We start from the raw sequence: 11,962 nt of genomic DNA on the forward strand, positions 1-11,962 counted from the left end.
ATGGAGACAGCATGTCCTTCGACGCATTATCATCCGCTCGCCAGCGTATCGCCGTTGTCGGTGGTGGCATCTCCGGGCTTGCCACCGCCTGGCTGCTCGCAAAAAGCCACAACGTCACGCTTTATGAAGCCGCGCCGCGACTGGGTGGGCACGCGCGGACCGTCGTCGCCGGTCGTAATGGCGACCAGCCCGTGGATACCGGCTTCATCGTCTTCAACTATGTGAACTATCCGCATCTGACGTCGATGTTCCGCGATCTGGATGTGCCCGTGGTCAAAAGCGACATGAGTTTCGGTGCCAGCATCGGGGATGGCCGCGTCGAATACGGTCTGCGAGATCTTGGGGCGCTGCTCGGGCAGCGTCGCAACATCGCGCGGCCCGCCTTTTTCCGCATGGTACGTGATATCCTGCGCTTCAACGCCAACGCCGAAGAGGTCGCCAAGAGTGACAGCGTCACTATCGGCGAACTGGTCAATGATCTGAAGCTCGGCGACTGGTTCCAGCGCTATTACCTGATGCCCATCTGTGGCGCGATCTGGTCGACGCCGCCGGATGAAATCCGCGGTTTTCCGGCGCAGTCGCTGGTCCGCTTCTTTCGCAATCACGCATTGCTCAGCGCTTCTGGACAGCATCAATGGTGGACGGTCAAAGGCGGCAGCATCGAATATGTCCGGCGTCTGACCGCCCGATTGGACCAGATGGGCTGCCAATTGCGTCCGAGCACCCCGGTGAGCAGCGTCGAACGGACATCCGAGGGGGTACGCATCCACCTCCCCGATGGCACCTCCGAAAACTTTGATCAGGTGGTGATGGCCTGCCATTCCGATGACAGCCTGCGCTTGCTGGCGCAGCCGACAGCGGCAGAGCAGGCAACGCTGGGGGTCATGCGCTATCAGGATAACGAGATGATCCTGCACCGCGACACCGACCAGATGCCGCGCCGCCGTGCCTGCTGGTCGTCCTGGGTCTACAAGGCTGACACCCGCGACAACCGGGCCGCCATCGGCGTCACCTACTGGATGAACCGGCTCCAGAATATCGACGAAAACGATCCTCTGTTCGTTTCGCTGAACCCGGTAAAGGATGTGCGGTCGGATCTGATCTACGATCAAAAAACTTTCCGCCATCCGGTGTTTGACACCGCCGCGCTGCGTGCTCAAAGCCGGATTGCCGATATCCAGGGGCAGAACAACACCTGGTTTGCCGGTGCCTATCTGCGGCATGGGTTTCACGAAGACGGCTTTGCCAGCGCGGTGCGCGTCGCACGTGGCATCAGCGCGCGGGAACGGGTGATCGGATGACCCTGTGGCCCGAGCATATCGCCGGACAGACCACCCATGCCCGCCATGGCGCCATCTCCAACAGCTTTCGCTACGGCGTGGACTATGTGCTGATTGACCCGCGCTCCGAGAGCGGCCCGCTGCTGTTTTCGCGCAATCGCTTCAATCTGGCTGCGGTCCATGATCGCAACCATGGTGGCGCACCAAAACAGGGGATCGGCCTGCCATGGGCGCAGGACGTGTTCGCCCACGCCGGGCTGGATATGGAGGGGATCACCATTCGGCTGCTCACTCAACCGAGCTATCTGGGCCATATTTTCAACCCGGTCAGCTTCTGGCTGGCCTTTCGCGGCAAGGCGCTACATGCGGTCATCGCAGAGGTCAGCAATACCTTTGGCGACCGCCACAGCTATGTCTGTCACAAACCCGGCTTCACCGCCATCGCCCCCTCCGACAAGCTTCAGGCCAAGAAGATCTTTCACGTCTCTCCATTTCAGGACATTGCCGGGGACTACTGGTTCAACTTCGACATCGACCCCCGGCGGATCGCCATCCGGATCGACCACAAGAACGATGGCGAAGGGGTGGTCGCCACGCTGACCGGCCCGCGCCAGCCGCTAAGCAACGCCGCACTCATATGCTCCAGCCTGCGCCGCCCGGCCGGCACGCTGCGCACGGTCGCGCTGATTTACTGGCAGGCGCTGAAATTGAAACTCAAGGGCGCCAGCTATCGCCCCCGCCCTACCCCACCGGAACATGAGGTCAGCTGATGATTTTCCTTACCAAACGCGTAAAACACGACTTTCTCGACAGCTGCGCGCGCATCCGCAAGGGCAGTCTGCGCCTGCTGACCCCAGAGGGCGACACCCATGATTTCGGCACCGGTGAACCACGCGCCGAAATCCATCTGCGTGACTGGAGCGCCATAACCGCCATGGCCGCCCGCGGCGATATCGGCCTCGGCGAGGCCTATGTCGCCGGACTTTGGGAGACGCCCAGCATCGAAGACGTCATCAAGGTGGCGCTGCTCAACCTCGATCATCTCACCGATTACGCCTACCCGAGTTTCTGGGCCAGTCTGAAGTTCCGGGTCGTGGACCGGATGCTGCGCGCCAATTCGATCAAGGGCGCGGCGCGCAACATCAAGGCCCATTACGACGTCGGCAATGAATTCTACCAGCTGTGGCTGGACGAAAGCATGACCTATTCCTCGGCCCTCTTTGCGCCGGGTGACAATGACCTCGCGCGTGCGCAGACCCGCAAATACGACCGGGTGCTGAGCCGCCTCACCGCCGGTGATCGCGTCCTGGAGGTTGGCTGCGGCTGGGGCGGATTTGCCGACCGCGCCGCCGAACAGGGGCGCCATGTCACCGGGCTGACCATCTCCCCCAGTCAGTTTGGTTATGCCGACGCGAGGCTCGATGGGCGCGCCGATATCCGCCTTTGCGATTATCGCAAATCGGAGGGAAAATTCGACAATATCGTTTCCATCGAAATGGTTGAGGCCGTGGGCGAACGCTATTGGCCCAGCTATTTCGCCACGCTGAAAGACCGTCTGGCCGATGACGGCCGCGCCGTGGTGCAGGCGATCACCGTTCAGGACAGCTATTTCGACATCTATCGGCAGTCGTCGGACTATATCCGCCAGTATACTTTTCCGGGCGGCATGTTGCTCTCTGATGCGGTGATCTCACATCAGGCGCGCACCGCAGGTCTGAAGGTTACGGATAATTTCGCCTTTGGCCAGGATTACGCGCGCACCTGCCGGGAATGGGCGGCGCGCCTTGTCGCGATGACCCCCAAAATCCACTCTCTGGGCTATGGCGAGGCCTTCCTGCGCAACTGGCGCTACTATCTGGAAACCTGCGCTGCCTCCTTCGAGGTCGGCCAGACGGACGTGATTCAGGTGGAGCTGGCCCATGCCTGAGATCCGCCAAAACCACCTGCGCTCCGCCATCGCCGCATTTGCCGTCAGTCTCGGAGTGGGTCTCGCCAGCGCTGCAACCGCAAACACCGGCCTCAGCTCCCCGACCAAACTGGGAGAGGTCACCTTCCGCTGGTTTGGCCTGCCGCTCTATGATGCCAGCCTTTACACCGAAGGGCAGACCCGCTTTGACTGGCAGAACCCGATGGCGCTCAAGCTCAGCTATCGGCGCGGTTTCAGCAGATCCCAGCTGATGCAGGCCACGGTCGCGGAACTGCTGCGGCTGGAAGGCAGGCGCGCCGATCACGATCAGCTGGTCGGCAAGCTGGATCGCTGTTTTCGCGATGTGAGACCGGGCGACAGCTTCGTGGCAACAACCCGCGCGCCTGATCAGGTGGCGCTCTATCTGAACGGAAAACAGACCTGCGATCTGCGCCATGCAGACGCCCGCAAGCGGTTTCTGAATATCTGGCTGTCGCCCAACAGCCGCGCTGCGCGTTTGTCCAGCGAGCTGCGGGGCAACTGATGCAAGCCACCCGTATCTCCCTATTTGCGCTGATGCTGGCCGCCGCCGGTCTGCCGCTCTATATCCATCTGCCGCGCTTTGCGACGGCGGGACTGGGACTGAGCCTGGCAACCCTCGCAGCGGTGCTGGCGGCGATACGGGTGCTGGATTTCGTGCAGGACCCCCTGCTGGGCTGGGTCACCGACCGCTGGCCTCAGGAACGCGCAACCTTTGCAGCTCTGGCGGCCTTTGGCATGGCGGTGGGGTTCATCCTGCTCTACACCTACCGCCCGGCGGCGGGGGGCGTGCTGCCATGGTTCGTCATCGCCCTGGTGCTTCTGTTCACGGCCTATAGTCTCGGAAGTGTTTTGTTCTACGGGCAAAGCACCGCGCTTGCAGGCAGCCCGGAGGCGCTGATCCGTCTGGCCGGGTTTCGCGAGGGCGGCACATTGGCCGGTATCATCCTGGCAGCCCTGGCGCCGGGCGCGCTGGTTGCCGTCGGCGCAGGCCACGGCGGCTACCCCGCTTTTGGCTGGATGCTGGCCGCACTCTGCGGTGTGGTCTGGTGGCTGACCCGCGGCCTCTGGACAGCGGCACCGCGCCCCGAACACCCGCTGTCCATCACCGCACTGCGTGCAGCGGGTGGCCTTCGCCTTCTGGCGCTGGCCCTCGTGAACAGCCTGCCGGTCGCCATGACATCGACACTGTTTCTGTTCTTCGTTGAGGACAAGCTGGCGCTTGCCGATATGGCCGGCCCCTTTCTGGTCCTGTTCTTTCTCGCAGCGGGACTATCGGTGCCGCTATGGACCCGCGCGGCAGAGCGGTTCGGCGCGCGCGAGGTGTTGTTTCCGGCGATGGCACTGGCGATCCTTGCCTTTGTCTCCGCAGCCTTTCTTCCGCCCGGCGCCAGCCTTGGCTTTGCCGCCATCTGCATTGGTTCGGGGGCCGCGCTCGGCGCGGATATGGTGATCCTGCCGGTGCTGTTTTCACGCGCATTGGCGCGCGCCGGGTTGCAGGCGGGGCAGGCCTTCGGGCTGTGGTCCTTTGCTGCCAAACTCGCGCTTGCCGCCGCTGCTGTGCTCCTGCTGCCGCTTCTGCAGATGAGCGGCTTCACCCCCGGTGGCGAAAACAGCGCCGCCGCCCTGCAGACGCTGACATGGGCCTACGCAATCATTCCCTGCTGCATCAAACTTATCGCCATCGCGATGGTGATCCGCCTCCCTGGAAAGGTAACCGCGTCATGAAACTCCTGCTTGTTGCCATCATTCTGCTGCTGCTGCTTGCGCTCCTTCGCCCTGGGCTGGGATTTCGCAGCCAGCACCCCGAACACTATGCCAATACCAGTCCCGCCTTCGACATTCGCACACATCTGAGCGGCGAGATGATCTCCGAAGGTATGATTTACGGCCCGATGGGGCGCGTCTCCTCGCGGTTTGTCGCCACGATGACGGGCGAATGGGAGGGCGACACCGGCACGTTGAGCGAGAATTTTTCCTACGCCAGCGGCGGCACGCAAATGCGGAAATGGTTCCTCACCATGGGCGAAAACGGCAGCTTCACCGCCACCGCAGATGACATCATCGGCACCGGACAGGGTCAGCAGATGGGAGCCGCCGTGCGCCTGACCTATCGCATCCGCCTGCCAGAAAGCGCCGGTGGCCATGTGCTGGATGTCACCGACTGGATGTATCTGATGGAGAACGGCACGATCATGAACCGCTCCGAAATGCGCAAATTCGGCATCAAGGTGGCCGAGCTGATCGCCACCATGCGACCGAAGGGAGAGTGAGATGTTTGCAGGACAGACCTGGTGGATCGTCGGCGCGAGCGAGGGGCTGGGGCGTGCAATCGCCGAGAAGCTGGATGCCGCAGGCGCGCGGCTGGTGCTGTCAGCGCGCAGCGAAGAGCGCCTGCAGGAGCTGGCGGGCACGCTGAGCAATGCCACTGCCCTGCCACTGGATGTGACCGATCCCGACGCCATCAGCCGGGCCGTGGAGCAGATCGGCAAGGTGGATGGCCTCCTTTACTGTGCCGGGGCCTATGACCCGATGCCTGCGCAGGACTGGGACGCAGAGAAGGTCGAGCTGATCTGCGACGTGAACTTCATGGGCGCAATTCGTGTGGTTGGCCGCGTCATACCGCAGATGGTCGCTGCCAACGAAGGGCATATCGTGCTGATCGGCTCACTCGCCGGTCACACGGGCCTGCCCGGAGCGACCGGCTATGGCGCGTCGAAATCGGCCGTTATACACATGGCCGAAAACCTCCAGGCCGATCTGATCCAGACCCCCATAAAGGTTCAGGTGATCAATCCGGGTTTCATCAAAACCCGTCTGACCGACAAGAACGATTTCAAGATGCCGATGATCCAGACCCCGGATGAGGCCGCAGATGCCTGCCTGAAAGCGATGCGAAGCGGGCGCTTCAGCACCAGTTTCCCCGCCCCCTTCGCCTGGGTCTTCACCATCGGCAAACATCTTCCCCGCAAACTGTTCCTGCGCCTGATGGGGGCGGGAAAATGAGCCCCCATTCGCCGCGCCACATCGTCATTATCGGTGCCTCCGGTGGCATCGGGTCGGCGCTGGTTGACCATTTTGCGGCGCGAAACCCCGCCAGCCTGACGGCGGTCGCGCGCGGCGCATTGCCACCGAAGGCCGACGTCGACAGCTACCGCGCCGATATCACGGATGAGGACCAGCTGGCCGGGTTTGCCGATGATCTGCGCCGCAGAGGGATCGCCCCTGATCTGGTCGTCGTTGCAACCGGGGTTCTCTCGGACGAGGCCGGGCTTAAGCCTGAGAAATCCTATCGTCAGCAGGACCCGGTCGCGTTCCGCAAGGTATTTGAAATAAACACCTTTGCCCCCGCCATCATTGCCAAACATCTGCTGCCGATCATGCCTCGCAAGGGGCGCGCGGTCTTTGCCGCCCTGTCCGCGCGGGTCGGCTCGATCAGCGACAATGGCCTCGGCGGCTGGCATGCCTATCGCGCCTCCAAAGCGGCACTGAACATGCTGATCCGCAACTACGCCATCGAAACCGCGCGCAGCAACGAGGAGATGATCTGTGTCGGCCTGCATCCCGGCACCGTAAAAACACCGCTGTCGGAACCTTTTTCAAAGAACGTCCCCGACGACGCTCTGTTCGAGCCACAACAGGCCGCGGCCTACCTCGCCCAGGTGATCGACCGGTTATCGGCCAAGGACAGCGGGCGGGTGTTCGACTGGGCAGGCAAGGAAATCCCAGCCTGATGATGGGCTGATCGCCACCAGATCGTGGCGACCGTGTCATCAAACACAGCGCCGGACTTGCTCATCCAGCAGGCCCCATGCGACAGTGGGTGAACACCGCACGCAGCCATGCGCTCTGCGGACTCACCCGATGTGCCAGCTGCCTACAGGACCTTGCCGCCTTGAAATCCGTCCGGCTCCGCCTCCTATTGCTCGCACTTCTGCCGCTCAGCGTGGTGATGCCGCTGCTGCTGGTCGTGGCCATGGCGCGCTGGAACGCGGATTACGACAATGTTCTGATCGTCAATGTGGAAAGCGATCTGAAAATCGCCGACCAGTATTTGCGCCAGTTGCAGGCCAATACCGGCGATGATCTGGCAGCAATCGCCAGCTCGGCCCGGTTTGCCGAGGTCCTGCGCGCACCGTTGCAGGATCAGTTGCGGTTTCTTGACCAGCAGCGGCAATCCCTCCAGCTTGATTTCCTCTATTATCTGCCATTGCGCAATATTGACCGCGAGGCGCGCCGCTGGCCGGTGATCGACCGCGCCGCGCAGGGCAGGCTGGCCTCGGAAATCGACATTTTCTCCGCTGCGGACCTGGATGAGATCTCTGCCGACCTGCGTGACCGGGCCCGTATTTCCCTGATCGAGACCGAGGCCGCCGCGCCGACAACCCGACCGGCGGAAGATCGCGGCATGGTGATCCATTCCGCCGCGCCGGTGACCAATAACGGCAGTGAAGGCGTGCTGGTGGCGGGCCGGCTTCTGAACCGGGATCTTGATTTCATCGATACGATCAATGCCCTGGTCTATCTGGGCGACAGTCATCGCATCAGCCGCAAGGGCACTGCGACACTGTTTTTGGAAGATACCCGTATCTCCACAAACGTTCGCCTGTTTGAAGACGTCCGCGCCCTTGGCACCAGGGTTTCGCAGGCGGTGCGCGATGCGGTGCTGGGTGAGGGGCAGACCTGGCTCGACCGTGCCTTTGTGGTGAACGACTGGTATATCTCCGGCTATCTGCCGCTCACCGACAGCTTCGGGCGTCGCGTTGGGATGCTCTATGTCGGCTTCCTTGAGGCGCCCTTTGCGGCGGCCAAACTCTCCGCTTATTGGACTGTGGTGCTGTCATTCCTGTCCGTTCTGCTGTTGTCCGCGCCCCTGTTCCTGTGGCTGGCCAAAGGGATCTTTGCGCCGCTGGAGCAGATGAGCCACACCATGGCCCGTGTCGAACGTGGCGATCTGACCGCGCGCAACGGCAATGTCGGGCGCCGTGACGAGATCGGACAGGTTGCGGCCCATCTCGACAGCCTGCTTGATCAGGTTCAGGATCGTGACCAGAAACTGCGCGACTGGGCAGAGGAGCTGAACGCGCGTGTCGACCAGCGCACCGCCGAACTGCGCGCCGCCAACGAAAAACTGGAGGCAACCTATAAGCAGCTGGTGATGAGTGAGAAACTCGCCTCCATCGGCGAGATTACAGCCGGTGTGGCGCATGAGATCAACAATCCTGTCGCCGTGATCCAGGGCAACGTCGATGTGATGCGGATGACCCTGGGCGCCGCCGCCGAGGAGGTGGACACCGAGCTGGCGCTGATTGACGATCAGATCCTGCGGATCAGCGCCATCGTAGGCAAACTGCTGCAATTTGCGCGCCCCACCGAATTTGGCACCTTCGAGGAAAGCCTGGATCTGGCCCCGGTTGTCTCCGACTGTCTGGTGCTGGTCGATCACGTGATCACCAAACAGGCCATTACCGTTGAAAAACAGTTCGCCGCAACGCCACCGGTTCGCATAGACCCGGGCGAATTGCAGCAGGTGGTGATCAACCTGATCCTCAACGCGGCGCAGGCCATGGAGGGCTGCGGCAGGCTCCTGCTGGCCCTGAGGCCGATGGAGCGCGACGGTGTCAGCGGCGCCTGTCTTGAGGTTTCGGACACCGGGCCGGGCATCGCTGCCGAAGATCTGCCGTCGGTGTTCAACCCGTTCTACACCACCAAACTGGGCGAAGGCACCGGGCTGGGGCTGTCGATCAGCCAGACCCTGATTCAGCGCGCCGGCGGGGTGATTTCGGCCGACACCCGGATTGAGAACGGGGAGATCAAAGGCGCCGTCTTTTCGATCTGGCTGCCTGCGGTCAAGGCCGGGGACTGAGCCACAGCCCGCGACACGCTGGCCGTCCATCCACCTATCGCTCGGATGATATCACAGCCCCCAACTGGCGCATTTTCGATCAATCGTTTTCCGCGAAACCCCCAACCGTCGGGCGGCCTCGGCGCGATTGCCGTCACAGGCATCCAGCACATGCACGATATGGCGCTGCATCACCAGATCGAGCGTATCCATCGCAGCACTGCCCGTGATCCCGCCGGTGCCTGCGAACTCCTCAGGAAAGGCGCCGAGAATGACCGACCGTTCAATCAGGTTGCGCAGCTCACGCACATTACCGGGCCAGTCGTAGCGGCTGAATTTCAGCAGGGTCTCAGCGTCGAGCTCCAGCGCAGGCATGGCCAGCGTGGTAGAGAACTGCTCCATAAACAGCGCCGCCAGCTCCACGATATCCTCAACCCGTTCACGCAGCGGTGGCATCTGGATGTTGACGATATTGATCCGGTGATAGAGATCGGCACGGAAACGGCCCTCGGCCACGGCCTGTTCCAGATCGGCATTGGTGGCAAACAGGAACCGCAGGTTCAGCGGGATGTCGCGCTCTGCGCCGACCGGCCGGATGCGCTGGTCCTCCAGCACGCGGAGCAGCGCGGCCTGCACCTGTTCGGGCATCTGGGCCACCTCGTCCAGAAACAGCGTGCCGCCATCAGCATAAAGAAACAGCCCGTCCTGTCGGCGGTCCTGCGAATCCACCATACCGAACAGCTCATGCGCGATGCGATCAGGCGCGATGGCCGCGCAGTTCACCGCCACAAACGGCTTCTCCGCGCGGTCCGACAGCGAATGCAGCGTCCGCGCCGCGATTTCCTTGCCGGTACCACTGGCGCCGGTGAACAACACAGGCGTCGGCAGCGGCGCCAGCCGGGTAATCATGTCACGCGCGGTCTGAATCGCAGGAGATTTCCCCAGCAAACGCCCCCGCGCAGCGGTGCCCTCCGCCGATAGCGCATGTTTCAGCAGGTAGTTTTCCCGCCGCAGATGCTTGCGGTCCAGGGCCCGTGCCACGGAATTGAGGATCTGATTGGCGCGAAACGGTTTCAGCACGAAATCCGCCACCCCGACCCGCAGCGCCTGAATGGCAGTTTCCAGATCCGCATAGGCGGTGACCAGCACCGTATCGGCAAACAGGCCGACCTTATGCTGTTCCTGTACCCATTCCAGCCCGGTTTTGCCGGGCATGATATTGTCGAGGATGATCAGGTCGAAATGCGCCTGATCCAGAATATTGGACGCCTCCGCGGCAGACGCCGCCTGCTCCACCCGCTTGCAGCGGGGGGTCAGGATCTTGGTCATGAAATTGCGCATACCTGGTTCATCATCGATCACCAGGATCGACGCACCGGCAAGGTTTTCCCCATATTCATCGCGGGGCGGCGGCGCGGTTGTCAGCACGGTCAATCCAGTCGGACGGCCGGCCCGGAATGCACCTCATAAGAGGCGAACCCCGCCTGATCCAGTGCCAGATTGGCGCCGGCGGCGATCACGATGATGGCGGCAAACCCCGTCAACATGGCTTTCATTGTGTTACTTCTCCACCTTGGTTGCGCGTTTCAGAAACGCAATCAGATCGCGCCGGTCCTGCGGATCGGTAATCCGCTGCATCGGCATCTTGGAGCCGGGGATATAGTGATCCGGCCCCAGATCGAAGAGGGCATCAATTGTCGCCTCTCCCCAGATTATATCAGATCCATCAAGGACCTGCGAATAGCGATAACCCGCCAGCGTGCCCGCCGAGCGACCAAAAACATCATATAGGCTCGGTCCCGCCTTGCGACTCTCACCGGGGCCGAGCGCGTGGCAGATCGAGCATTTCCGCATGAACTGCCGTTCGCCGTTGGGCATCGTTTCGGGGTCCTTCAGGAACCCGCGGTTGCCTGCCATCTGTGCCTCGGCCTCTCCCATCAGGGCAACCGGCCAGCCATAGGCCAGATCATCCAGCCCGGCGGCCCAGATGGTCTGCCCGTCCGGCGCAAACTCCAGCGCCCAGACAGGCCCGTCGCGGGTGGCGCGAAAATCGGCACTGATGCGCCAGGTCTCGGTGTCCACCATCATGATATAGCCCTGCCCGTCCCCGACGGCGAGCCGCGCAGTGCCCTCATGATGGGCCATTGCAAGGATAGGCCGTCGCTCCAGCGTGAAATCGGCTACAGGCTCGCCGGTCTGTGTGTCGACAACGCGCGTCGCACCATCCACAGCCCCATAGGCCAGCCAGTCGCCACCGGGGTCAAGCGCCAGCTGGTTGATGCCAAAGCCCTGATCGACCAGGCGCCGGGGCGGTTGGCCTGCGTCCTCGTAGACCAGTATCTGCCCCTCCATCGTCGCGGCATAAATCGCCCCCCCTGGTCCGATTGCCACGTCATTGATGCCGCTGCCAACCGCTATGCGCTGTTCCGCTCCTCCGTCAAATGGCCAGAGGCCGATATTGCCGTCCCAGCTCGCCGACACCAGCATTTCGCGGTCAGGGGCAATGGCCAGCGCCCGGATCTTGCCCAGATGGCGGCCGATCAGCTCGGCCTGCTGGCCGCCCTTCGGCCACAGGTAGAGCGCGAAATCATCCCCCGCCGTGACCAGACGACCGGCATCCACAAAGGCCAGAGCGGTGACCGCTGCATCATGGGCCTCAAGCCAGCGTGGCGTGCGATCGCTCCACAGGCCCACGGCATTGTCGAAACTGCCGGTGGCCACCTGACCCTCAGGCGACACCGCCAAGGCCATCACCGGGCCGCCGTGGCCTTTCAACGTGGTGAACTCATCCCCGTCGGCCGGATCGGCACCTGCGGGCAGCGCCAGAACAGTCGCAGCGCAGGCGGCCCACAGATAGCCCATCCGCAGGACCAGCGCTGACAGGCGGCACCA

The 11,962-nt window shown here is 62.7% G+C and carries 12 protein-coding genes; 9 read left to right on the top strand and 3 right to left on the bottom strand.

Annotation, left to right across the window (positions count from 1 at the left end; all coding sequences use genetic code 11):
- Positions 1–11 precede the first annotated feature (11 nt).
- From VWZ85_RS06925 to VWZ85_RS06965, 9 genes are all read left to right on the top strand, one after another.
- The gene (locus tag VWZ85_RS06925) at positions 12–1,301 is read left to right on the top strand and encodes an NAD(P)/FAD-dependent oxidoreductase (RefSeq protein ID WP_416587522.1); all 1,290 of its coding nucleotides are present in this window, start codon (positions 12–14) and stop codon (positions 1,299–1,301) included.
- Positions 1,298–2,050 carry a DUF1365 domain-containing protein gene (locus VWZ85_RS06930; protein ID WP_416587523.1) on the top strand — a complete coding sequence of 251 codons (753 nt, stop codon included), beginning with the start codon at positions 1,298–1,300 and terminating at the stop codon, positions 2,048–2,050. Before VWZ85_RS06925 ends, VWZ85_RS06930 begins: the two co-directional genes overlap by 4 nt.
- Positions 2,050–3,207 carry a class I SAM-dependent methyltransferase gene (locus VWZ85_RS06935; protein ID WP_416554479.1) on the top strand — a complete coding sequence of 386 codons (1,158 nt, stop codon included), beginning with the start codon at positions 2,050–2,052 and terminating at the stop codon, positions 3,205–3,207. Before VWZ85_RS06930 ends, VWZ85_RS06935 begins: the two co-directional genes overlap by 1 nt.
- Positions 3,200–3,730, top strand: coding sequence for a chalcone isomerase family protein (locus tag VWZ85_RS06940; RefSeq protein WP_416587524.1), 531 nt, complete (start codon positions 3,200–3,202; stop codon positions 3,728–3,730). The genes VWZ85_RS06935 and VWZ85_RS06940 overlap by 8 nt, the downstream gene beginning before the upstream one ends.
- Positions 3,730–4,953 carry an MFS transporter gene (locus VWZ85_RS06945; RefSeq protein WP_416587526.1) on the top strand — a complete coding sequence of 408 codons (1,224 nt, stop codon included), beginning with the start codon at positions 3,730–3,732 and terminating at the stop codon, positions 4,951–4,953. Before VWZ85_RS06940 ends, VWZ85_RS06945 begins: the two co-directional genes overlap by 1 nt.
- Positions 4,950–5,498: a DUF3833 domain-containing protein gene (locus VWZ85_RS06950; protein WP_416539998.1), complete on the top strand. Its 549-nt coding sequence runs from the start codon at positions 4,950–4,952 to the stop codon at positions 5,496–5,498. The genes VWZ85_RS06945 and VWZ85_RS06950 overlap by 4 nt, the downstream gene beginning before the upstream one ends.
- A gap of 1 nt (position 5,499) precedes the next feature.
- Entirely contained in the window at positions 5,500–6,231 is a 732-nt protein-coding gene (locus tag VWZ85_RS06955) for an SDR family NAD(P)-dependent oxidoreductase (protein ID WP_416536622.1), read from the top strand.
- The gene (locus tag VWZ85_RS06960; protein ID WP_416587527.1) at positions 6,228–6,959 is read left to right on the top strand and encodes an SDR family NAD(P)-dependent oxidoreductase; all 732 of its coding nucleotides are present in this window, start codon (positions 6,228–6,230) and stop codon (positions 6,957–6,959) included. The genes VWZ85_RS06955 and VWZ85_RS06960 overlap by 4 nt, the downstream gene beginning before the upstream one ends.
- Positions 6,960–7,120: 161 nt before the next feature.
- The gene (locus tag VWZ85_RS06965; protein ID WP_416537583.1) at positions 7,121–9,091 is read left to right on the top strand and encodes a cache domain-containing protein; all 1,971 of its coding nucleotides are present in this window, start codon (positions 7,121–7,123) and stop codon (positions 9,089–9,091) included.
- 51 nt (positions 9,092–9,142) lie between these two features.
- Here VWZ85_RS06965 and VWZ85_RS06970 read toward each other — a convergent pair whose 3' ends face one another.
- The 3 genes from VWZ85_RS06970 to VWZ85_RS06980 are packed head-to-tail and all read right to left on the bottom strand — an operon-like array spanning position 9,143 to position 11,932.
- Positions 9,143–10,504, bottom strand: a complete 1,362-nt coding sequence (locus VWZ85_RS06970) for a sigma-54 dependent transcriptional regulator (protein WP_340547408.1) — start codon at positions 10,502–10,504, stop codon at positions 9,143–9,145.
- The gene (locus VWZ85_RS06975; protein WP_340547409.1) at positions 10,501–10,626 is read right to left on the bottom strand and encodes a hypothetical protein; all 126 of its coding nucleotides are present in this window, start codon (positions 10,624–10,626) and stop codon (positions 10,501–10,503) included. The genes VWZ85_RS06970 and VWZ85_RS06975 overlap by 4 nt, the downstream gene beginning before the upstream one ends.
- A 4-nt stretch (positions 10,627–10,630) precedes the next feature.
- Positions 10,631–11,932 carry a c-type cytochrome gene (locus VWZ85_RS06980; RefSeq protein WP_416587529.1) on the bottom strand — a complete coding sequence of 434 codons (1,302 nt, stop codon included), beginning with the start codon at positions 11,930–11,932 and terminating at the stop codon, positions 10,631–10,633.
- Between the last annotated feature and the right edge of the window lie 30 nt (positions 11,933–11,962).

Origin of the sequence: Phaeobacter sp. JH20_29 (genome assembly GCF_048056175.1) — a bacterium.
Lineage (GTDB): Bacteria > Pseudomonadota > Alphaproteobacteria > Rhodobacterales > Rhodobacteraceae > Phaeobacter > Phaeobacter bryozoorum.